Raw genomic sequence first — 24,186 nt, forward strand, 5'->3', positions numbered from 1 at the left:
GGGATATTTGAGATCAAGATCAGCCATAAAAAAAACCGCCACATAGGTGACGGTTTAGAAAGTGCTGTTTTAAACAGTGATTAGCTGCTGTGACTGGTTGCTTATGCCAGTTCTGCTTTCTCGGCAATCAGCTTATCAACCACACTTGGGTCGGCCAGTGTCGAGGTATCACCTAGGTTACCTGTATCGCCAGTCGCGATTTTACGCAGGATACGACGCATGATTTTACCCGAACGAGTTTTTGGTAGAGAGTCGGTCCAGTGCAGTACATCTGGCGTTGCAATTGGGCCAATCTCTTTACGTACCCAGTCTTTTACTTCTTTATGAAGCTCTGCGGTTGGGAACTCACCATCATTCAGCGTGATGTAAGCGTAAATCGCTTGGCCTTTAATATCATGAGGGATGCCCACAATCGCGGCTTCTGCAATCTTATCGAACGCGACTAGAGCCGATTCAATCTCAGCAGTACCCATACGGTGACCTGATACGTTAAGTACATCATCGACACGCCCCGTAATCCAGTAGTAACCGTCTTCATCACGACGAGCGCCGTCACTGGTGAAGTACATGCCTTTAAAGGTCGAGAAGTAAGTCTGTTCGAAGCGGTCATGATCGCCATGAACGGTACGCATTTGGCCTGGCCAAGAGTCAAGAATCACTAGGTTGCCGTCTGTTGCACCCTCAATGATGTTACCCATGTTATCAACCAGTGCCGGTTGCACACCGAAGAATGGACGAGTTGCAGAGCCCGGTTTCAGGTCTGTTGCGCCTGGTAGCGGTGCAATCAAGATACCGCCCGTTTCTGTTTGCCACCATGTATCAACAATTGGAGATTGCTCATTACCGATTGTTTTGTAGTACCACTCCCACGCCTCTGGGTTGATAGGTTCACCCACTGAGCCCATGATTCTTAGGCTGTCACGAGAAGTACCTTCAACGGCTTCATTGCCTTTCGCCATCAATGCACGAATAGCCGTTGGCGCCGTATAAAGAATATTAACTTGGTGCTTATCGACCACTTCGCTCATGCGGCTGGTGTTCGGGTAATTTGGCACGCCTTCAAACAGAATCGTTTTTGCGCCATTAGCAAGCGGTCCGTAAACAAGATATGTGTGACCGGTAATCCAACCCACATCGGCTGTACACCAGAAAGTCTCGCCTTCTTGGTAATCGAATACGTATTTGAAGGTCATCGCAGCATAAACAAGGTAGCCACCTGTGGTGTGCATAACGCCTTTAGGTTTACCTGTTGAGCCTGACGTATAAAGGATGAATAGTGGATCTTCTGCGTTCATCTCTTCAGGTGGGCAATCTGCAGATACATTAGCAATAGCATCGTGCCACCACACATCGCGATGTTCGTGCCATGCCACATCGCGATGTTCGTGCCATGCCACATCACCGCCAGTGCGTTTGAATACAACAACCTTCTCGATGTTTTTCACTTCAGGGTTCGTCAGTGCTTCATCGACATTCTTTTTCAGTGGAACAGCACGGCCGCCACGCACGCCTTCATCGGCAGTGATAACGACTTTAGAATTTGAATCGATAATACGACCAGACAGTGCTTCTGGTGAGAAACCACCAAATACGACTGTGTGAACCGCACCGATACGGGTACACGCCAGCATGGCTACTGCCGCTTCTGGCACCATTGGCATGTATAAACAAACCACATCACCTTTGCGCACGCCTTGCTCTTTTAGAGCATTCGAAAACAGGCACACTTCTTTATGCAGTTCATTAAAAGTTAGAGTTTTATCATCTGCCGGGTCATCGCCTTCCCAGATGATAGCGACTTCATCACCGCGCTCAGCAAGGTGGCGGTCGATACAGTTAGCCGAAACGTTAAGCGTGCCATCTTCAAACCAGCGAATATCAATGTGGCCAGGGTCGAAAGAGGTGTTTTTTACTTGTGTGAAAGGTTTGATCCAATCAACGATTTTTCCGTGTTCACCCCAAAAGCCTTCAGGGTCAGAAACAGATTGCTGGTACATGGCTAGGTAAGTGTCATTATCCGCGTGTGTGGTTGATTTAATATTTTCTTTTACCGGATAAACGTGGGCTTCACTCATTGCATCTCTCCTTGTGCCTACATTCCTAATGAACTGGCAACTTCCTTTGTGTTCAGTTTCTAGGTCTATTACAGAACCGTCTTTGTGTTATCACTCTCGGCTAGGACGGCGATTTCCACAATTAGACTTTAGGATGAGACGCTGCTTTTCACTTACAAAATAGCGAGTTAAGTTCAATTTTGAGATGTTGCTCTCTATGTGAAGCGCCAGTGGTTGAATTAAGAATAAGAAGAGTTGAAACGGGGAAGGTCACCATGTTTCAGGCGCACAAAGATCAGCGCAGCGGAGATAGCGTCTTGTAATGCATCATGTTTATTGACCGGGATAGGTAAATCGAGTTGGCGACAGATGGCGTCCATACTGAGATCAAAATAGGCATTGGGCAGCTGTCTTTCGAGTTTGTCTTGATAGAGTTGGCTCACTTCGACTAATCGGTTAGGCAGTGGAAATCCAAGCTGTTTTAAACAGGCGCGGTCGAGAATTTTTTTATCATAGCGGATGTGATAGCCGACTAAAGGACGATTTCCAATGAAGTTCAGTAGCTCGATTAAAGCCTGTTTTTCTTCGATGCCGTGCTTTAGATCTTGATGACGGATACGGTGGATTTTTATTGAATTGCAATCGAGCGATTGGGGGGCGCGCAACCGGACTTCAAAAGGTTGGCTGGTAATGATTCGGTTACCGATGATCTTGGTCGCGGCAATGGTAACTAATTCTGCCTGATTGGGATCTAGGCTGGTGGTTTCACAATCGAGCGATACATATTCATGATCAATAGGCGCAGTAAACAGAGGCTGATAGAGGGAGCCTTTGAGCTTGTGATGCCAGTAATAGCGAACCAACCTATTCATCGTTCAATGCCTAATCCCGTATCTGATAGTGGTAGCCGAGCCATTGCTTGAATTTCTTCACCACGTGCAGGCTATGACGAAGCAGATCCCTGTCTGCTCGTTCCATCAGTTTGACGTTAATCTTGTTGCTGCTGTGCTGCTGAGAAAGCCTTTGGGCTAAGCGCCACTTAAAGAATTGCTTGAGTGCTTCACTGAGATTATCGGCAGTACTTTGCTCTAATACTTTCTTGCTGACCAGCTGCTCAATGCGTTCGAAGGTGTTGTTGACCGTGACACCATGTTCTAGGCAAAGCGCTCTCACACCATGCACGATAGGGAAAATACCGCCTTGTTTGATATCGAGTCCGGACTTAGATTGCTTCACATTACCAAACAGGGTCAGGGGAACTGAGAAGTTCAGCGCCGGGCGGCAGAACTCCGTCAGAATCAATTCTTGTCCGAGCATTAAATCACTGAGGTGCTGCTTTACAGGTTTTAATAACTCTCTATTCCCCGCTACTGCGTGTGCATCTGCCATGATCGCGATATCCATCACGGTGTCTGGCGTGGCTTTTTTTACCCAATGGGTGAGGGTTTGTTTCCACTCTTGTTCTGAATGCACCCATTTCGGATTGTTGACCATTACGTTGCCCGGGCACAGTGGGTAACCCAATTGTTGAAGGGTATGGGTGAGGTCGTTCATGGCACTTTGGCATTGATGCCATTCCAAACCATCTTGAATAATCAGAGCGTTGTCTTGATCGGTTTTGAGAATTTGCTCTCCACGCCCCTCAGAACCCAACACGATTAGGCAGCAATGATTATGCAGTGCAGGTGGGATCACCAACTCAAAAGCCTTCTCTATGATCTGTTCGTTGACCGCAGAAATCAGCTCCATGATAAAGCGTGTGCGAATCCCATTACTGAGCAAGCTCTCGACCAGTTGACGTTGTTTGTTGGATGCCATTGCCAATTCTTCAACGCTGGTGGCGCGCGCAATACGCAAAGTAAGAACGTGGGAGTGTGTGGAGAATGCACTGAGAATCTGTGTCATATCCACCATGCCGACCGCATTTTTACCATCACAAACCATCAACCTTTTTACTCGATTTCTGGTCATGGTAATCATGGCGTTAAATAAGAAATCGCCTTGGTTCACGTGCATCACCGGAAACGTTGCGATCTCACCGACAGGCGCATCCAGTGTGAAATTATCGAGCATCACAGCATGCAATAAATTGGTTCGAGTGACGATTCCATACGACAAGGAACATGATGTTCCAAAAGCTTTTGGATCATTATGTTCCAAATGGACTAGGGCCGAGTCTAACCCTTGTTCTTTAAGGGTTTGAGTGACTTGGTTGATCGGTTGGTTTGGTTCAAGTATCAGTGGTGGGTGATAGATAGAGTCATCCACTTTGGTTAATATAAACTCGGCAAGATTCTGTTGCTGCTGGGCGGCTTCTATCAAAGCTTTTCGTGTTGATAGGTTGCTATCAAAGTAGGCAGCGAATTGGCCATTGGCGTGGTAAAGCTCAAGAAAAATATCGGTGGGCAGCAGATAACTTAATGTATCTTCGAGTGCGATATATTGGTGTTTGGTGTGGGGTTCAAACTGGCTGCGGACATCAAAAATATCGTCATTGGCATAGTGTGCGTAAATCTCACCATCACTGCTCGCGCGCTCTTCAACAGCTCCTTTGATCAAAATATGCAGGTGTCGGCTCGGCCTTTCAGCTTCCAGTATCACTTCTTGAGAGCGGTAATACACCACGTCTAATGAAGAGCGAAGCTTCAACTGTTCGGCGTCGGACAGGCTATCGAAGGGTGGGTGCTGCATATTAAATTTGTCAGGCATAAGCATCACAAGAAGAAATGGGAGTCTTTAATCAGTCTGACAAAATACCAGCGAAGCTCCAGACGACTTTAGTCTAAATGAGAGTATGGGTATCGATGAGCCTGAGATATCTCGTTGAAATGCGATATCCAAGTAAATTGAATATAGGAATACCATCCCAGTAATAATTCCCTTTTTCATCGTATGCGAGATAGGCATAATTGGTGCTGCCTTTTTCCGCACACTTTATAGGTTATTTATGTTTAGCCCTTCACCCTATGGCTGGATCTCTCAGTATTTTCTTGGTTTCTTTTTTGCGTATGGCGTGTACTTGCCATTTTGGGCGCTGTGGTTTGAAGACCAAGGCGTGTCTGCTGGTGATATTGGCGTATTGATTGGTATCGGCTTTGCGACGCGTTGTGTGGCCAACTTAGTGATTACGCCACGTATCCATAAAGTTGAACACTTGATGCCAGCTTTACGCTGTTTGAGTTTCGCCGCGCTGTTGTTTGTCGGCTTCCACTTTTTTACGGGTGGCAGTTTTATACTGATGTTGCTGGCAACGGTACTGTTTAACCTGTGTTGTGGGCCGATCATTCCTCTTTCTGACGCCATGGCTAACCATTACAGTCGCTTGAAGATGCTCGACTACGGCCGAACTCGCCTTTGGGGTTCGGTTGCTTTTATCGCGGGTTCAACCGTGGTTGGTTATCTAGTGGCTGAATTCGGCACTGACATGATTTTGTATACTGCGCTTGCCGGTGTGTTGTTGTCGTTGATTCTTGCGATGAGAAATCCCAATGTGATGCCAGTAACACAATCTGAGCAACAAGCGGTGCGACCAAAACTAGGTGAGTTACTGCGCGAGTCATCAGTGGTGAAATTTTTAGCCTTGATGGCGCTGCTGCAAGGTAGTCATGCGGCTTACTACAGTTTTAGTGCGATTTATTGGAAAGAAGCGGGTCACTCAGAAGCTATCATCGGTTATTTGTGGAGTTTAGGTGTTGTTGCTGAAGTGGCCGTATTTGCTCTGAGTAAGCGATTATTCTCAGGCTGGTCACTGCGTACTTTGTTTGTCGTCGCGGCTATTGGGGTGATGGCGCGTTGGGGTATAACCGCATCAACCACGGCGATTTTTGCACTGGTGATGGTGCAGTTGCTGCACGGTGTGACATTTGCCATGGCACACATCGCCGCGATTCAATACATCCAATCTGAAGAACAAAACAAGATGGTTGCGCTACAAGCCCTGTATAACGCGATTCCATTAGGTGCCTTTATTGCACTGATGACCACCTTAAGTGGTTGGGGTTATGAGCTTTGGGGCGCAAATATCTTCTGGGGCATGGCTGCAATGGGTGCACTTGCTCTGTTCATTAAGTTGGATGAAAGAAGTTCAGTGGTTGAGATTAATCAATCAGATTCGGAACAGTCAGAATCTCACAGCAAATGCTGATAATTAGAGTCTAAAGCACAGAATTTAAGCGATGCGATTGAGTTAATCACCCATCCTTAGTTAAATGAAACCTCTCCCTTATGGAGAGGTTTTTTTATGGATGAAAAAAGGGTTTTCAATGCAAGGATGGATAGTAATTCCAGTCTCTTTAGCCTACTTGGGCGTGTTATTTCTGATCGCTTGGTATGGAGACAGGCAGGTTCGTTGGCTATCGCGTTGGCGCCCGTGGATCTATAGCCTTTCGATTGCCGTGTATTGTACCTCTTGGACCTTCTATGGAACGGTCGGGCAGGCGAGTAACAACCCTTGGTCTTTTTTACCCATTTACCTCGCCCCGATTCTAGTCTTTACACTAGGCTGGCGGATCTTGGCGCGGCTGATCCTGATTGCGAAGCGGGAACATATCACCTCCATTGCCGACTTTATCGCGGCTCGTTATGGAAAATCTCAGGGCTTAGCGGTGGCGGTGACGGTTATCGCCGTGGTTGGTATCCTTCCTTATATTGCTCTGCAACTGCGTGGTATTACCATGGGGTTGGATATTGTTGCACCCAACCTAGCGGCTGACTTCGGTTATCAGGACTATCATGTGTCTTGGTTTGTGGTCGGTGCTTTGGCTATTTTCACCATGCTGTTTGGTACAAGACACATTGATAACACAGAGCATCACCGTGGCATGATGATGGCGGTGGCGTTTGAATCCATCGTTAAGCTCGCGGCATTCCTGATCGTTGGCCTATTCATCATGTATCTGGCGATGAGCAGCGACAAGATCGACTTGCTTGATGTGGCGGCTTCCACCTACGAATCACCCAATATTCCGACCTTAATTATTCATACCGTTTTAACCATGTTGGCGATTGTCTGTTTGCCCCGCCAGTTCCATACCATGGTGGTAGAGAACGAACGTCCTCAAGACCTGCATACCGCTCGCTGGTTGTTTCCGCTTTACCTGATTTTGATGGGACTGTTCGTGCTGCCAATTGCTTGGGCAGGACAAGGACTACTTACTGGTATGCCAGCGGATACCTATGTGATCAGTGTGCCAATGTCAGAAGGCGCTAATCACATTGCCTTGCTGGCTTTCCTTGGTGGTACGTCTGCGGCAAGTGGCATGGTGATAGTGTCGACCATCGCCTTGGCGATCATGGTGTCGAATGATTTAGTGATGCCACTGTTACTGCGCCGTATGCGCCTAACCCAAAGAACCCATCGACACTTTTCTGGCCTGCTATTGGTGATTCGCCGCGGGCTAATTTTACTGCTGTTACTGGGTGCTTGGCTGTTTTATCAAGCGCTCGATACCATCCATTCACTGTCAGCGATTGGCTTTCTTTCCTTTGCTGCGATTGCTCAATTCGCGCCAGCACTTATTGGTGGTTTGTACTGGCGCCCGGGTAACCGCAAGGGCGTGTATGTCGGCTTAATGGTGGGCTCGTTGATTTGGCTGATTACCTTGATGAGCCAAACCAGCATGTTGGCTGGCGACAGTGAAAGTAACCTTTTACTGTGGATTATCACGCCGCCAGAACTGCTCAGTAGCTGGAATATCAGCAGTTCAAACTGGGGCATTGTGCTGAGTATTGTACTTAATACCTTGTGCTATGCCGTAGTTTCGATGTCGACCAGGCCAAGCCTAAGTGAGCGCTTACAATCAGCAGCATTTGTTGGCACGCCGCTGCCTGAAAACGAGAATATCAGCCTTTACCAGAACCGAGTGACGGTCGCTGAATTAGAGATGCTGGCGTCGCGTTTTGTGGGTCGCAAACGTGCGAAAAGTGCCTTACACAGCTATTGGCAACAACACGGTCAGCCGCTGCTTCCTAATCAACAAGCGCCTGCAAGTCTGATTCGACACGCAGAGCGCGTGCTCGCCGGAGTATTCGGTGCTTCGTCTGCTAAGTTAGTACTTACTTCCGCTTTACAGGGAAGAAACATGCAGCTTGAAGAAGTCGCGACCATCGTGGATGAAGCTTCGGAACTGTACGACTTCAGCCGTGGTTTACTGCAAGGCGCGATTGAACATATTGGCCAAGGTATTGCAGTAATCGACAAACAAATGAGGCTGGTGGCGTGGAATCAACGTTACTTAGAACTGTTTGAGTTCCCTGCTGGCTTGATTCAGGTTGGTCGACCCATTTCAGATGTGATTCGTCATAATGCTGAACAAGGTTTGTGTGGCCCGGGTGACCCGGAAGATCACGTTCGCCGCCGTGTTTATCACCTTGAGCAAGGAACACGACACACCTCTTCTCGTATTCGTCCTGATGGTCGAGTGATTGAAGTGCAAGGTAACCCGATGCCAAGTGGTGGCTTTGTGATGAGCTTTACCGACATCACGGTATTCCGACAAGCAGAGCAAGCGCTAAAAGATGCCAACGAAAGTTTGGAATCGAGAGTGCATGAGCGAACTCAAGAACTCGAAAAACTGAACCATCGCTTGGTAAAAGCCACGCAGATTTCGGATCAAGAATCACAATCTAAGAGTCGTTTTCTAGCCGCGGTAAGCCACGATTTGATGCAGCCGCTCAATGCCGCACGTCTATTTGCTTCGTCACTGTCTGAGGTGGCAAAAGAGCAAGAGGTGAAGCAATTGTCATCTCACATCGAGAGTGCACTTGGCGCCGCAGAAGATTTGATTGGTGACTTGCTGGATATCTCTCGATTGGAGTCCGGAAAGTTAGAAACCAACATTCACGCGATTGCCGTGCATGACGTATTAACCAATTTGAACGCGGAATTTAGCGCTCTAGCGAGACAACAGAAAATTGAGTTTAAGATGATTCCGTCGTCATTGTTCATTCATTCAGACCCTAAGCTGTTGAGGCGTGTGATTCAGAACTTTTTGACCAATGCGTTCCGCTATAACCCGGAAGGGAAAGTGGTACTGGGTGCGAGAAGAGTGAATGGACAGGTTCGAATTGATGTGTGGGATAATGGAACCGGTATCGATGAAGACAAGCAACAAGAAATCTTTGAAGAGTTTACTCGTGGCAGCCAAGTACGAGCCGATCAAGGATTGGGGTTAGGGCTGGCTATCTCGAAAGGTATTGCTCATGTGCTTGGCCATCAAATTTCGATGCGCTCATGGCCGGGGCAAGGCAGTGTCTTTTCCATCACCTTAGCTAGAGCGGAAAAAGTGGCTCCAGTTGTGCAAGCTTCGACGCCAATGGCGACCAGCGACATCGAACATCTCAAGATATTGTGTGTCGATAATGAACGAGAAATCTTAGTCGGTATGGAAAACCTGATCGGACGTTGGGGCTGTGAGGTTAAGACGGCGGTTGATTTGGTCGAAAGCTTGCAGTGCCTAGATGAGGGTTGGCTACCTGATGTGATTTTCTCTGATTACCGTTTAGATAATGGCAGAACGGGTCTCGAAGTCCTGCAGCAGTGTCGCTTGCGCCTCGGAGACTCTTTTGAAGGGGTCATCATTAGTGCCGATAGAACCGATGACATGTTGGCAGCGATAAAGGCCAACAGCTTTCGCTTTATTGCCAAGCCAGTGAAGCCACTTAAGTTAAGAGCGGTCTTGAATCGAGTGAGCTAGTTTGGGTTAACAGGCTCGGATTAGTACGTTCGTGAGCGGATAGTGAAAAGGCCTCAGATGAGGCCTTTTTTGTCTCTGTTTTTTTTTGCGAACGCCGATTCGCTTGTTAATTCAATAACTAACCAGCAATGCCACCTTGTGTCAGTGTGGTTGGATCAAGCAGTTTACTGAGCTCTTCTCGGCTAAGATCGGTTTCTCTTTCTGCGACATCCAGAATTGGTAAGCCTTCTTTGTAAGCTTTCTTGGCAATATCAGCCGCCTTCAAGTAGCCAATCACAGGGTTAAGTGCGGTCACTAGGATTGGGTTCTTTGACAGTGCCAAATCGAGATTGTCTTGGCGTACCGTGAAGGTCGCGATGGCTTTGTCCGCTAAAGCGACTGAGCTGTTTGCCAATAACTCAATACTTTCCAACACGTTATGAGCAATCACTGGCAGCATCACATTAAGTTGGAAGTTACCTGATTGTCCGGCTACGGTAATGGTGGTGTCGTTGCCAATGACTTGCGCCGCCGCCATAGCTGCAGCTTCTGGAATCACAGGATTTACCTTGCCAGGCATGATCGATGAGCCTGGTTGTAGAGCCTGTAATTCAATTTCCCCTAAGCCAGCCAACGGCCCAGAGTTCATCCAGCGAAGATCGTTTGAGATCTTCATGATCGCAACTGCTGCCGTTTTGAGCTGACCTGACAGCGCAACGATCGCGTCTTGACTGCTGAGGCTAAAAAAGAAGTTTTCACTCGAGCTAAAACTGATCTTTGTCGATTGAGACAGGTTACTCGCAAACTTATCGGCAAAGCGTGGGTCAGCATTGATCCCTGTTCCAACCGCAGTACCACCTTGTGCTAAAGCCTTGATAGCGGGCAGGGTGTTCTCTATTGCTTGCTTAGCGTGTTCTATCTGAAATTTCCAACCACCTAGCTCTTGAGCAAAGGTCATTGGCATCGCATCCATTAGATGAGTGCGGCCGGTCTTCACGACCTCCGCAAGTTCCTGTTGTTTGATGGTGAGTGCTTCAGAAAGGTGAGTTAATGCAGGTAATAGCTTATTTTCAGCCATCAAAGCAACGCTCACTTGAATTGCGGTTGGCACCACATCGTTACTGCTTTGGCCCATGTTGACGTGATCATTGGGGTTCACGTCGCCTTGCAAGCTTCTTGAGGCAAGCGTAGCAATCACTTCATTGGCATTCATGTTGGAACTGGTACCTGAACCGGTTTGGTAGACATCGATAGGGAATTGATCGAGGTGTTTACCCTCAATGATCTCTTGGCTGGCTTCGGCTATCGCGTTGGCAATATCACCTTCCAGTAGACCTAACTGAGCATTGGTATCTGCCGCTGCCTGTTTAATTAACGCCAGTGCTTGAATAAAACTGGTCGGCATCTTGTGAGAGCTAAACGCGAAGTTATCCGCTGCACGCTGAGTTTGTGCTTGGTATAGCGCATCGGCAGGGACTTTCACTTCGCCCATGCTGTCTTTTTCAATCCGAAATTGTAGGGTCATGTTCTATCCTTGTTAGCCAAGTGGGGCTTGGACTTGTTTTAGTGTTTGGCTGAGATTCAAAAAACGCGCTTGGCCTTGAGGTTGCTGGCAGTAGTGGCGCTTCAAATAAAATAGTGGTGAGTGAATAGAGTCTAGGCAGATATGACGAAAGGCGAAACTGCGCTGAGGAGACTCAATCGCTTCAATCAAATGAAAGAAAACTTGGCGTAGATACAGCTCGCACAACAAGATGTTTTCTTGAGCGGCATGCTTTTCATAGTAAGCCGAAAGCGTCAGTGCACACTCGATATACTCTCGAATTACAAACGGCTCATGGCCTTGAACTTGTTCTAATGAAGCAAAGCGATCCTGTGCTTTGTAAAATCTCGAATAGAGAACCTGCTGCTCTTTCATCATCATCTGCATCTCTTTATTGGATGTTAATGATAATTATTATCAAATAAAATTTTAAAAACAACCCTTTGTTTATCTTTTTATAAAGTGAGCAGAAAAAGAAAAAGCCGATACACGAAGTATCGGCTTTCTGGAGTCAGTACCTAATCCCTACAATGTAAGTACTGATTCATTTTTTGCTAAACATCTTTGTTTAATGGTCGTGCTTAGTGGTCGTGAGCTTCACCTGCACCTTTCGGGTAACGGATGTTCTCAACCATATCTTGTACATCTTGTGGTACTTCAGCAGTTACTTTGTTTACAGCAATCGATACTACGAAGTTTAGACACATACCTAGCGTACCGATGCCTTCTGGGCTGATACCAAACCACCAGTTTTCAGGTGTGCTTGCTGCTGGGTTAATGAACTTGAAGTAGATGATGTAGCTTGCTGTGAAGGCAATACCTGACAACATACCTGCAATTGCGCCTTCCTTGTTCATCTTCTTGTAGAAGATACCTAGGATAATCGCTGGGAAGAAGGATGCTGCGGCTAAGCCGAAGGCAAACGCTACTACCTGTGCTACAAAGCCTGGTGGGTTAATACCTAAGTAACCGGCACCGACAATCGCGACCATGGCTGCCAGACGAGCGGCTAACAGCTCCTGCTTGTCGGTCATGTTTGGTCTGAAGCCTTTCTTCAACAAGTCATGTGAAATCGACGTTGAGATGACCAATAGTAGACCCGCGGCTGTTGATAGTGCGGCTGCTAGGCCACCGGCTGCAAGCAGTGCTACAACCCAGTTTGGTAGTTTCGCTAGCTCTGGAGAAGCCAGTACGATGATGTCACGGTTAATCTTCATCTCGTTGCGCTCATCGCCCGAGTAGAACATTTTGCCATCGCCGTTCTTATCTTCCCAACCTACTAGGCCAGTGCTTTCCCAGTTTTTGTACCAGCTTGGTGCGTCCGCTGCAGCGACACCTTGCATGTCAGGGCCGTTGATTGTTTCGATCATGTTTACACGAGCGAATGCTGCAACGCCTGGTGCTGTTGTGTATAGCAATGAGATGAACAGTAGTGCCCAACCCGCTGAGATACGAGCATCACGTACTTTTGGTACCGTGAAGAAACGAATGATTACGTGTGGAAGACCCGCAGTACCGACCATTAGAGCCGCACAGATGAAGAATACATCTACCATGCTCTTGTTACCTTCGGTATAGGCGGTAAATCCGAGTTCTTCGGTCAGTCCATCCAGTTTATCAAGAAGGTAAACATCTGTGCCTGATAGCGTAGAGCCCATACCAACTTGTGGAAGTGGGTTACCTGTCATCATGATTGAGGTAAAGATTGCTGGAACAAGGAAGGCGAAAATGAGGACACAGAATTGAGCTACCTGCGTATAAGTGATGCCTTTCATGCCACCTAGTACTGCGTAGAAGAACACAATACCCATACCAATGATGATGCCTAGGTTAATATCAACTTCTAGGAAACGAGAGAATACAACGCCCACACCACGCATCTGGCCTGCAACGTACGTAAACGATACGAAGATTGCACAGAATACCGCTACCATACGTGCCGTTTTCGAGTAGTAACGCTCACCGATGAAATCAGGAACCGTAAACTGACCGAACTTACGTAGGTAAGGTGCTAAACATAGCGCAAGTAGTACATAACCACCAGTCCAACCCATTAGGTAAACCGCACCGTCGTAACCAACGAATGAGATGATACCTGCCATTGAGATGAATGATGCTGCCGACATCCAGTCAGCGGCGGTCGCCATGCCGTTTGCTACTGGGTGTACACCACCGCCAGCAACGTAGAACTCACTAGTAGACCCTGCACGAGCCCAGATTGCGATGCCGATATATACCGCGAAAGTAATACCGACGAGAATAAACGTCCAAGTTTGAATATCCATGTTCTAGCCTCTAGTCTTCCTGTACGTTGTATTTTTTGTCGAGCGCATTCATGCGGACAACGTAAATAAATATCAGCGCCACGAAGGTGTATATCGAACCTTGCTGAGCGAACCAAAATCCTAGCTTGAACCCGCCAAACTGAACGGTATTGAGGGCATCCACAAATAAGATGCCAGCGCCGTAAGACACCGCAAACCAGACCGCGAGCAGTGTTCCCATAATTCCCAAGTTTTCCTTCCAGTAGGCTTGAGCATGTTCCGTAGATTCGAACGCCATTGCCTTCTCCTTTATTCCGTTTTCGTAGAAACTGTTTTTGTGAAACCGTTTTGTAAAATAGCGTGTTAACGTAATGTTACGATTTAGAATGTAGCAAGGATAAGTCAAGGGATCTGTGCAACTTTAGTCGGGATGGTATTAGCGCTAATGTACTGAAATATGGGAGCTAGGAGACATAATCATAGAAAAATGTGATGTTAAAATGTTGTTAAATTAGCCAAAGGTCTAACAAAAAGGGATGAATTAGACTGCGAGTCATAAAATTTAACAACTAAATGACCGAGAAACGGTATTTAGCCCTGCTTATGACACGAAGCGAAACATAAGTTTGTTATAGTAACAACGGCACTTTCACCGACCGTGCCTTGCTAAACGGCAGAAGATCAACAAGCTAGTGGCAAAAGATCAACAGGCTTAAAGCTCGGATTTTATTCTTTGGGGGAACGAATTGGACGCAATAACCATTAACCACTTATTCTTGACTGGTGCCGTACTCATCGCCATCAGCGTGCTTTTCTCACAAGTGTCCTCTCGATTGGGCGTTCCTATTCTTTTGATCTTTTTGTTCGTTGGTATGTTAGCGGGTGAAGATGGACCCGGTAATATTCATTTCGATGATTACTCACTGACCTACTTGGTGAGTAACCTTGCGCTTGCCGTGATTCTGTTGGATGGCGGTATGCGAACCAAGGTGGCGAGCTTCAAGGTCGCTTTCTGGCCTTCGCTCTCGCTGGCGACGATAGGTGTCGCATGTACAGCAACCTTAACCGGATTAATGGCGGCTTGGCTGTTTGACTTGTCATTAATGCAGGGCATCTTGGTCGGGGCGATTGTTGGTTCAACCGATGCGGCAGCGGTATTCTCTTTGCTGAAAGGACAGAGTCTCAATGAGCGTGTTGGCTCAACCCTAGAGATCGAATCGGGCACTAACGACCCAATGGCGGTCTTCCTGACGGTGACCTTAATTGCGCTGTTAGGTAACCCTGACGCTGAGATGGGAATGAACTTCCTACTGCAAAGTTTTGCGATGCAGTTTGGTATCGGTACTCTTGTTGGTATTGGCGGCGGCTGGGTTCTATGGAGCTTAATCAATCGAGTACAATTGGCTGATGGCCTTTATTCCATTCTGGTACTCAGTGGGGGCGTGGCTCTGTTTGCGTTCTCTAACATGCTTGGCGGCAGCGGCATTTTATCGATTTACCTAGTGGGCTTGTTCATTGGTAATCGTCCGACGCGCTCGCGACACTCGATTCTTAATGTTCTTGATGGCATGACGTGGCTAAGCCAGATCGTGATGTTCTTGGTATTGGGTTTATTGGTGACGCCATCAACGTTGATGGACATTGCTCTGCCTGCGCTGGCACTGGCCTTCGGTATGATTTTGTTTGCTCGTCCGCTGTCGGTTTGGTTGGGTTTGCTGCCGTTCAGAAGCTTTACCACCAAGGAACGTTGGTTTGTTTCTTGGGTCGGTCTACGCGGCGCGGTACCGATCATTCTGGCGGTGTTCCCGATGATGGCTGGCCTGCCTAATGCTCAGCTTTACTTCAACATCGCGTTCTTCGTGGTTATGGTGTCGCTGATTGTTCAAGGCGGCAGCTTGATGAAAGTCGCGAGATTGGCTCAAGTGACGCTACCTCCAACGCCGACACCGATTTCTCGTACTGGCATTGAAATTTACCCTGCTAGTGAGTGGGAGATGTTTGTCTACAAGCTGAAAGAAGAGAAGTGGTGTGTCGGCGAACCACTAAAGCGTTTGTCTATGCCGGAAGGAACGCGAATTACTGCACTGTTTAGAAAGGATGCCTTGCTTCACCCATCAGGCAGCACCGTGTTAGAGGCGAACGATATCTTATGTGTGCTTGGTCAAGACAAAGATTTGGACAGCTTAAGTTCGTTGTTCAGTGAGGCGCCTCTAGCAGAAGAGGCGGCACGATTCTTTGGTGACTTCTTCTTGGATGTTGAGCTATCAGTTGCGGCAGTGAGTGATTGTTATGGTATTGAACTTGGCTCGGAAGAAGAGCGAGAAATGACGCTAAAACAATTGGTTGCTCAAGAGCTTGGCGCACACTCTGTATTGGGTGATAGCTTTGAGTGGCATGACATCACTTGGGTGGTTGCAGAGATAGATGATCATAAAGTCGTCAGGTTGGGTTTATGTTTACCTAAGACGACTTTAGAAGAGGATATCAGTGAAGCTTAATTGTGGACTTCTTGTAGCAAGATAACCGCTTGAGTACGATTTTTCACATCCAGTTTACGGAAGATGGCCGTCATATGTGCTTTGATGGTCGCTTCCGAAACATTCAATTCATACGCGATTTGCTTGTTAAGCAAGCCGTCAGAAAGCATCCCTAATACCTTGTATTGCTGAGGCGTCAGTGTGGAAATCTTTTCTGCAAGGTCGCTACACGCTGCATTATTGGTGATAAGCCCTTCAGGGAAGAACGGGTCGCCATTCAGCACTTGATTCAGTGCACTCACCAACTCACGCATATCACTCGACTTAGGAATAAAGCCAAACGCACCGTGGCTCTTCACCTGAGTGACCACGCTGGCATCTTCACTGGCAGAAACCACCACAATCGGTAGATCTGGGTATTCAGCGCGCAGTTGAATTAAGCCTGACATGCCATTGGCGCCCGGCATTTTCAGATCGAGCAGTAATAGATCCGGCTCGCCTTCTTTCTTTAGCAGAGTCAGTAAGGCATCGAGAGAATCGGCCTCAAGCAGGTTCGCACCACTGATCGCCATATGAACTGACTGAAACAGGGCGTTGCGAAAGAGAGGGTGGTCATCAGCAATGATGATGGTATAGGTCGAGTCCATGACGTTCATACTTTTAACAATTTAGTTAATATTTATTATCATCCTGATTGAGTATGTGGACAATATCTATGCATTAAAAGTCTGAACCATATCGACTTTTATCCCCGGAATAAGAAAGCGTTACTCTGAATAGCAAAAAAGCCGCACTGCCATCTCGTTACGGTGGGGCGGTGCGGCTTTCGATTCGGCTTATATTTTAGTGAATATTGCCGTTATAGCTGGTGGTTTTGCATGTGTTTTAAGAATACATCGGCAGGCATAAAACCGGTTACACGAGCATTTGGAACATGGTTACCCTCACCATCCCAGAACTCAATCGTAGGTAAGCCAAGTACCTGTAATTGTTTAAGCAGTTCAATGTCTTGAGGCATGTTTCTCGTTACATCGGCTTGTAGCAGTACGAAGTCAGAAAGCTTGTTTTCCACATCAGCTTGATGGAAGGTGTACTTCTCGAATTCTTTACATGCCACACACCAATCGGCGTAGAAGTCGAGCATCACAGGCTTACCGAGTTTCTTCGCTTCGATGAGCTGGATTTCTAGTTCTTCAACCGTGTTGATGCGTGCAAATTGGATGTGTTGTTCTACCGTCACGCTCTTTTCTGCAAACCAGTAATTGAGCGCAGGTTGAGCTGATGCGAACAGGCCAAGCATCGCAATGATGCCCACAGCGCTTTGCTTCCAGCCACCAAATGGCAGTGCATTCTTACTGTGGTAAAGCCAACCAAAGGCGATGAAGCCAAGGCCAGACCAAAGCACGGTTGCCCACAACTCAGGAATGATTCGCTCTAGCAGGAAGATAGGCGCGGCAAGCAAGATAAAGCCGAATACGATCTTCACCTTGTTCATCCAGCTGCCCGCTTTAGGCAATAGCTTATTACCAAACACTGCCACTAAAATCAGTGGGATACCCATACCCATGGCTAATGCATACAGAGCAATCGCACCGGTAAATAGGTCGCCACTCTGAGCCACATACAGCAGCGCGCCTGACAATGGCGCCGTGGTACAAGGTGAACACACCAAGCCAGAGATAGCGCCCATTGCGAATACGCCCAAGGTATTGCCACCTTGCTGCTTGTTGCTTTGGTTGTTGAGCCAAGTTTGGATGCTGCTTGGCAGTTGCAGGTTATAAACGCCAAACATCGACATTGCTAACGCCACGAACAGAACACTCAGCGCGATCAGCACGTAAGGGTGCTGCATAGCGGCTTGGAATTGCATGCCTGCTGAAGCAACCACTAAACCTAATAAGGTGTAGGTTAACGCCATGCCTTGCACGTAAATAAAGGACAGCATCAGCGCGCGACCTTGGCTGAGTTTGCCACCACCTAAAACGATACCCGTTAGAATCGGATACATAGGCAGCACACACGGCGTAAAGGCTAAACCAACACCGAGTGCTAAGAATAATAGAGGGGTCCACCAACTGTCACCGAGCTTATCGGCTAAGCCTGCTTCTTTTGAAACAGGGGTATTTGGCTGTTGAGTCGTGTTACTTACAACGTCTGCTTTCGGAGATGTTGGTTGCGTAGAAACATCGGTTTCGTTGCCAGCAGAAGATGAAGCTTGTGAGTCACTACCTTGCGAATTAGCAGAACCTGTTGCTGTGAAAGGTTCAATGTCGATGATACGAGTCTCTGGTGGGTAGCAGAACCCTGCGTCCGCACAGCCTTGATACTTAACGATCAGCTGTGAGCCATCTTGGTAACTCTGCAGAGGAACTTGCACGAATAACGGCTGAGTATAAATGCTCACCTCACCGAAGAATTCATCTTGGTGCGGCTTACCATCTTCTAATTCAACATTACCGATAGCGAGATTTTGCCCGGTGAACGAGAGGCTATGTTGATAGAGGTAGTAGCCCTCTTTTACTTGCCAGTCGAGAAGGACTTTGTCGTCTTGCTGGTAGTAATTGAAAGGGAAAGCTTGGTCTACAGGGACAAAACCATTGTTATTGCCTCCGAAGCTTGGCTCGGCGTTGTCGTTCCCAAATAGCGCCCACGCAGGCTGGGTGAATAGGGAAACACAAACAAAAAGTAATGTGGCAAGTCGTCGCATACTATTTAGTCATCAAAATGGAGTTGAAGGTATCTTAACTCAATCAGACCGTAATAGTTTGCTATTAGTTTCATCGGCAAACAAATATCCCCTAAGGCGGGATAGCGATTTTATTGGGTAATCGAGTGGGGAGCTGCAATTCAACTTGAGTGACTTGCCTTTGTAAAAGAGACATTTAAGCTACACCCAAGCGTGCTTTTACTACTTGTTCGCAAGCATCAATATTCATCGTATCTTTTGGAATAATAAGCACGGTATCATTACCGCCAACGGTGCCGATAATCTCAGTATGTGGGTCGATATCGACTAATCTTGCGACTAATTGAGCACAACCTGGATGAGTTTTTACGATGACCATCGCTTGGTTATGAGTGATGAATTCGATTTGCGATGAGATGGATGCATCGACACGAACCGGTGCACTTTCAACCGTGATGCAGTAAACCTTTTTACCGCAAGCATTCTGAATTTTGACAACACCAAGCTGTGACAAAATACGAGATACGGTCGATTGGCTGATACCGGTATAGCCAATATCGACGAGTTTCTCTCGCAGTTGATTTTGGGTCGAGAAGCTTTGTTGTTGTAGTAAGCGTTTGCACGCTGCAGTCAGTGTTTTATCTTCAGCTGAATACAAGCAACCGTGCTCAGTGATTGGGTTCATGAACAACTCCTTAAGGTCAACATGTGGTTATCGCTTGTCCATAGCGCCGAGCGTACTCCCAAAGCCGTAGAGTACGATTGTTAAATAGGGCTTACCGATGAATCCCGAAATAAAGAGGGAAGGTATGCGTGATGTATGATCGTCTATCCATTGAGTCTACCACTAAAGGATAGTTATCTTTTTGAAGGGGATCACCAAATAAAATTCTAGTTAATTGCTTTTATTTTGGAGTTTTATTCTTTTGTTAAATGGATATTTATTCCAAGTTTGGCATAAATATCCATCGGTATTAGGGTGCTTTGGAGACCGTGATAATGGCGCTAAGGGTTAGCGAATTTCACTCATGATCTCGCGAGAGAATACTTTTTCACAGTAGTGACATTTTAGCTGCACGTTTTCCTGTTTTAGCTGCACTTTAAAGCTGCTTTCGACAGGTTCACCGTGCGAAATACAGTTGCTATTCGGGCAAGAGTAGACACTGTGGATTTGCTCTGGCAGCACAAGGGTTAGCTTATTAACCACTTTATACTCTTCAATCTGATTGACCGTTGCCTGCGGAGCATAAAGAGCCAATTGGTTGGCTTGTTCCTTGGTCAGGAAGATGTTCTCAATCTTGATTAGATCTTTATGGCCAAGTGCCGATGATGGCAGGTTTAAGCCCATAGTGATGCGCTGTTCTGTCTTGTGTAGCTTAAACAGTTTAAGGATTTTGATACCAAGGTGAGCAGGGATGTGGTCAATCACGCTGCCGTTACGGATCGCTTCTACTTGTAGCTGAGTTTGTTTAACCATGACTGTTTCTCCTGCTTATAAAGTGTCGTTTAGAACTAGGGCTAATAAAGCTTCACGTGCATACACACCGTTTTCAGCTTGTTCGAAGTAGTAAGCGTGTGGCGTTTTATCGACGTCAGTTGTGATTTCGTCGACACGTGGCAGTGGGTGAAGCACCTTCATGTTTTGGCGAGCGTCTTTCAGCGTATCGGCCGTCAGAATGTAAGCCGATTTCATGTGCGCGTATTCTGACGCATCAAAGCGCTCTTTCTGTACGCGAGTCATGTACAGAACATCCAGTTCAGGCACCACTTCTTCAATGCTGCTGTGGGTGCTGTATTGGATGCCCATCTCTTCCAGTTCTTCACAAATGTAATCCGGCATGGCTAACACTTCTGGCGCGATAAAGAAGAAACGCACGTTGTTGAATTTTGATAGTGCTTGCGTCAATGAGTGCACGGTGCGGCCATATTTTAGGTCGCCAACAAATGCCACATTGAGGTTGTCGAGCGTGCCTTGTGTTTCGTAAATCGAGAACAGATCCAACAAGGTTTGCGTTGGGTGCTGATTGGCTCCGTCGCCACCATTTACAATTGGCACACCGTTAGAGAACTCAGAGGCTAAACGTGCTGCGCCTTCTTGTGGGTGACGCATCACAAAGGCGTCAACGTAAGAAGAGATAACCTGCACCGAATCGGCAAGTGTTTCGCCTTTTTTAGCCAGCGATGTGTTACCGCCATTATCAAAACCGATGACCGTGCCACCTAGGCGTTGAACTGCAGTTTCAAATGAAAGGCGAGTTCGAGTTGAAGGCTCAAAGAAGCAGCTCGCCACCACCTTATTTTTCAGCAGCTCTGGATTTGGCTCTGCTTTGAGTCTTGCTGCAGTATCGACGATAAGCTCCAGTTCATCACGAGAGAGCTCTGGAATGGAGATGATGTGCTTGTTAAATAACGAATGCGCCATAACGGGTCTTCCTTTTTCTATGCATACAGTCAAATTGCGGACAAAAAAAAGCCCCCTAAAAATAGGAGGCTTCGAAACGATCAATAGAGCAAAATAAAAATGACACCACCGCCACTCTTTGGCGTGTAGTTTGACAATCATGTGCGACAGAATTGCAGTTCATTTTTTGCTCTCTTAAGACAAATTGCGGAGGATTATACTCAGATAAAAACGGCATGCAATACTTTCTGTAAAGTATTCATTTAATGGATTTTTATGCGAAATAACCTCTACATTTTGCTTTGATTTAAGCCCTTGTTGAAACAGAAAATCTCAGGGTTTTTGGGGCGATAATGCCCTCAAGTACATGAAAAAAAATGCGGGCTTTATCCAAGGGCTAAATCCCAAGTTCGCCGCCCGCATTTCCCTGTCATTACACTTAACTTGTCAATGTCTCGCGAACAAGTGAGTGCTTAACTTCTTAGTTGTTTCGATTCTTAGCTGTTTAGGTAATTAACTGCCTAGTGTTGCAACCATTACTGCTTTGATGGTGTGCATGCGGTTTTCAGCTTCATCGAACACGATAGAGTATTCAGACTCAACTACCTCATCAGTCACTTCCACACCGTCTTTTAGCTGTGGATATTCAGCCGCAAGTTGTTTGCCTACCGTGGTATCTTCGCCATGGAAAGCTGGCAGACAGTGCATGAATTTCACATGTGGGTTACCCGTTGCTTTCAGCATTTCCATGTTCACTTGGTAAGGCATCATTAGGTTGATACGCTCAGCCCATGCTTCTTTCGCTTCGCCCATAGATACCCAAACGTCGGTGTACAGGAAGTCACAACCTTGCACGCCTTCTTGAACATCTTCAGTCAGTGTAATTTTGCCACCTGTGTGCTCTGCGATTTCACGACACTGAGCCAATAGTTCTTCTTGTGGCCAGAACTGTTTTGGAGCAACAAGGCGAATGTCCATGCCCATTTTCGCTGCGCCAACCATCAGAGAGTTACCCATGTTGTTGCGAGCATCACCTAGGTAAGCAAAGCTGATTTCATGCAGTTGTTTACCACGGCCGTATTCCGTCATGGTTAGGAAGTCAGCAAGAATTTGTGTAGGGTGGAATTCGTCAGTCAGACCATTCCATACTGGAACTCCAGCGTAAGCGCCTAGCTCTTCAACAATCTCTTGACCGAAGCCGCGGTATTCAATGCCATCGTACATACGGCCAAGAACGCGAGCGGTATCTTTCATTGATTCTTTGTGGCCAATTTGAGAGCCAGATGGGCCTAAGTAAGACACGCGAGCGCCTTGGTCGAATGCCGCTACTTCGAATGCACAGCGAGTACGAGTTGAGGTTTTCTCAAAGATAAGCGCAATGTTTTTGCCAGTTAGTGTTGGCTGTTCGTAACCGTTGTACTTCGCTTTTTTTAGCTCCATAGAAAGATCTAATAAGTGTTGAATTTCGCGTGGAGTGAAATCTAGTAGTTTTAGGAAGTTACGATTGCGTAGGTTAAAAGCCATGATGTATTCCTTCTTAGATTTAGGCGCTTTCTTGTTACAGGGAAAGAAAATTCAAGAAAGCGCGATTCAATTTTTGTGTATTAATTTCAGTTCAAACGGTGATTCAGTTTTCTCGCAAGGTTTGAAAAGCTCGCGAGTAGATTAATCTTTGGTGATGTTGGTGCCCGCCAAGCCTTGCAGGATTTGCAAACCATCTTCGAGTGCACCAATACCGACGACTTTGCCGCCTTGCTGAATGAATTCGCACGATGCTTCAATTTTTGGTCCCATAGAGCCTGCATCAAATTCGAATTTCGCCAGTTCACTTGGTGTGGTGCTGCGCAGTGCGTGTTGAGTCGGTTTGCCCCAATCAAGGTAAACAGCGTCCGCGTCGGTCAAAATAAGCAGTGCATCCGCATCCAGTTGTTTCGCTAAGAAAGCCGCTGACATGTCTTTGTCGATAACCGCTTCAACACCCACTAATTTGCCGTTCTCTTTTTTCACTGGGATGCCACCGCCGCCAGTACAAATCACTAGGTGGCCTGCATCGATAAGTTGGGTGATCGCTTCGTGCTCAACAATGCCAGTAGGGCGTGGGCTTGGCACAACGCGACGGAAGTGTTGGCCGTCTGGTTTGACGATCCAGTGGAATTTCTCCGCCAATTCACGCGCTTCCGCTTCTTCGTAGATCGGGCCAATCGGCTTCGTTGGATCGGCGAATGCAGGATCGTTTGGATCAACGGTCATTTGCGTCAACATGCACGAGATGTTGCGGTTAGGTAGATAGTTCTTGAACTCTTGCATCAGCATGTAGCCGATCATGCCTTGAGTCTCACTGCCCAATACATCTAGCGGATACGGGTTTACTTTTTTGTATTCCAAACCTTGCAGAGCCAGTAAACCAACTTGTGGGCCATTACCATGTACTAGAACCACGTTGTACACTTTCGCGATTTCAGAGATGGTTTTAACCGCTGTTTCAATATTACGGCGTTGAACATCGGCTTCTAACGGCTCACCGCGACGAAGTAAGGCATTACCGCCGAGTGCAACAACAACAGTTTGCTTAGTCATAATTGTGTTCTCTCATTTTGGCCAAGCTGAGATTATTTAAGATCATTCAACTTGGCCGTTTTCGTCTTAGTGATTAGATACCATCACGCTCAATTGGGCAGCTCATGCAGCGTGCGCCACCGCGACCGCGGCCAAGTTCATCTCCAGGGATAGGAAGAACTGTGATGCCTGCTTTATCGTATTTTTCATTGGTGTAGGTGTTGCCTTCGTAGCCAATCACAACGCCAGGTTTAACCGTTAGAACGTTGTTTGCATCGTTCCACTGCTCACGTTCTGCATGGAAGTTGTCACCACCGGTCGTGATTAGGTTTAGCTTGTCTACGCCAAGTGCTTTTTCGATAGCTGTTACGAAGTAGCCTTCTTCTTTCACTTTCACTGCGCCAGACTCATCACCAGTTAGGTTCCAGCACTGTACGTCTTTACTCACCACTTCAGGGTAAACAGAGAACGTATCTTCGTTCATGTGCGTCATAACGGTGTCTAAGTGCATGCAAGAGCGGTGTTTTGGTAG

At 47.0% G+C, this 24,186-nt stretch carries 18 protein-coding genes; 3 read left to right on the forward strand and 15 right to left on the reverse strand.

All coding sequences use genetic code 11. From position 1 onward, the window contains the following. Nucleotides 1-101 precede the first annotated feature (101 nt). From acs to AB4623_RS01920, 3 genes are all read right to left on the reverse strand, one after another. On the reverse strand, nt 102-2,075 hold the full coding sequence (acs, locus tag AB4623_RS01910) for an acetate--CoA ligase (RefSeq protein WP_372145633.1): 1,974 nt from the start codon (nt 2,073-2,075) through the stop codon (nt 102-104). 218 nt (nt 2,076-2,293) lie between these two features. Further along, entirely contained in the window at nt 2,294-2,926 is a 633-nt protein-coding gene (locus AB4623_RS01915; RefSeq protein WP_017062708.1) for a 3'-5' exonuclease, read from the reverse strand. A 10-nt stretch (nt 2,927-2,936) separates the two neighbouring features. Beyond that, nucleotides 2,937-4,769 (reverse strand): DUF294 nucleotidyltransferase-like domain-containing protein, encoded by a 1,833-nt coding sequence (locus AB4623_RS01920; protein WP_102394135.1) that lies wholly within the window; start codon nt 4,767-4,769, stop codon nt 2,937-2,939. Between the two features lie 232 nt (nt 4,770-5,001). Between AB4623_RS01920 and AB4623_RS01925 the strand changes: the two genes are divergently transcribed. Further along, complete coding sequence (locus AB4623_RS01925; RefSeq protein ID WP_372145634.1) at nt 5,002-6,198, forward strand: 3-phenylpropionate MFS transporter; 1,197 nt, start codon at nt 5,002-5,004, stop codon at nt 6,196-6,198. A 118-nt stretch (nt 6,199-6,316) separates the two neighbouring features. Further along, on the forward strand, nt 6,317-9,748 hold the full coding sequence (locus AB4623_RS01930) for a PAS domain-containing hybrid sensor histidine kinase/response regulator (protein WP_102398381.1): 3,432 nt from the start codon (nt 6,317-6,319) through the stop codon (nt 9,746-9,748). A gap of 118 nt (nt 9,749-9,866) precedes the next feature. Here AB4623_RS01930 and AB4623_RS01935 read toward each other — a convergent pair whose 3' ends face one another. The 4 genes from AB4623_RS01935 to AB4623_RS01950 all read right to left on the reverse strand — a co-directional run bounded on the left by AB4623_RS01935 (nt 9,867) and on the right by AB4623_RS01950 (nt 13,832). Next, on the reverse strand, nt 9,867-11,252 hold the full coding sequence (locus AB4623_RS01935) for a lyase family protein (RefSeq protein WP_017062713.1): 1,386 nt from the start codon (nt 11,250-11,252) through the stop codon (nt 9,867-9,869). Between the two features lie 12 nt (nt 11,253-11,264). Continuing rightward, nucleotides 11,265-11,651, reverse strand: a complete 387-nt coding sequence (locus AB4623_RS01940) for a hypothetical protein (RefSeq protein WP_017068852.1) — start codon at nt 11,649-11,651, stop codon at nt 11,265-11,267. Nucleotides 11,652-11,851: 200 nt separating this feature from the next. Continuing rightward, the gene (locus AB4623_RS01945) at nt 11,852-13,555 is read right to left on the reverse strand and encodes a sodium:solute symporter family protein (RefSeq protein WP_017062715.1); all 1,704 of its coding nucleotides are present in this window, start codon (nt 13,553-13,555) and stop codon (nt 11,852-11,854) included. Between the two features lie 10 nt (nt 13,556-13,565). After that, entirely contained in the window at nt 13,566-13,832 is a 267-nt protein-coding gene (locus tag AB4623_RS01950; protein WP_010435433.1) for a DUF4212 domain-containing protein, read from the reverse strand. Between the two features lie 448 nt (nt 13,833-14,280). Between AB4623_RS01950 and AB4623_RS01955 the strand changes: the two genes are divergently transcribed. Further along, on the forward strand, nt 14,281-16,032 hold the full coding sequence (locus AB4623_RS01955) for a potassium/proton antiporter (RefSeq protein WP_017066561.1): 1,752 nt from the start codon (nt 14,281-14,283) through the stop codon (nt 16,030-16,032). Here the strand turns inward: AB4623_RS01955 and AB4623_RS01960 are convergent. The 8 genes from AB4623_RS01960 to AB4623_RS01995 all read right to left on the reverse strand — a co-directional run. After that, nucleotides 16,029-16,658, reverse strand: a complete 630-nt coding sequence (locus AB4623_RS01960; protein WP_017062717.1) for a response regulator transcription factor — start codon at nt 16,656-16,658, stop codon at nt 16,029-16,031. The two genes, AB4623_RS01955 and AB4623_RS01960, sit on opposite strands and share 4 nt — an antisense overlap. Before the next feature lie 212 nt (nt 16,659-16,870). After that, nucleotides 16,871-18,718: a protein-disulfide reductase DsbD gene (locus tag AB4623_RS01965; RefSeq protein WP_372057592.1), complete on the reverse strand. Its 1,848-nt coding sequence runs from the start codon at nt 18,716-18,718 to the stop codon at nt 16,871-16,873. 175 nt (nt 18,719-18,893) lie between these two features. After that, entirely contained in the window at nt 18,894-19,382 is a 489-nt protein-coding gene (locus AB4623_RS01970) for an arginine repressor (protein ID WP_017063664.1), read from the reverse strand. 327 nt (nt 19,383-19,709) lie between these two features. Then, nucleotides 19,710-20,174: an aspartate carbamoyltransferase regulatory subunit gene (gene pyrI / locus AB4623_RS01975; protein WP_017062720.1), complete on the reverse strand. Its 465-nt coding sequence runs from the start codon at nt 20,172-20,174 to the stop codon at nt 19,710-19,712. A 15-nt stretch (nt 20,175-20,189) separates the two neighbouring features. Continuing rightward, nucleotides 20,190-21,119, reverse strand: coding sequence for an aspartate carbamoyltransferase (gene pyrB, locus AB4623_RS01980; protein WP_004729720.1), 930 nt, complete (start codon nt 21,117-21,119; stop codon nt 20,190-20,192). A gap of 492 nt (nt 21,120-21,611) precedes the next feature. Then, a complete protein-coding gene (locus AB4623_RS01985; protein WP_017062722.1) occupies nt 21,612-22,622 on the reverse strand; it encodes an ornithine carbamoyltransferase in 1,011 nt (336 codons plus the stop codon). Nucleotides 22,623-22,763: 141 nt separating this feature from the next. Then, nucleotides 22,764-23,675: a carbamate kinase gene (arcC, locus tag AB4623_RS01990; RefSeq protein ID WP_017062723.1), complete on the reverse strand. Its 912-nt coding sequence runs from the start codon at nt 23,673-23,675 to the stop codon at nt 22,764-22,766. Nucleotides 23,676-23,748: 73 nt separating this feature from the next. Next, nucleotides 23,749-24,186, reverse strand: a 438-nt coding sequence (locus AB4623_RS01995; protein ID WP_372137417.1) for an arginine deiminase family protein, incomplete at its 5' end; no start/stop codon positions are given.

It is taken from the genome of Vibrio sp. 10N.222.52.C12, from assembly GCF_041474215.1.
Taxonomy (GTDB): domain Bacteria; phylum Pseudomonadota; class Gammaproteobacteria; order Enterobacterales; family Vibrionaceae; genus Vibrio; species Vibrio crassostreae_C.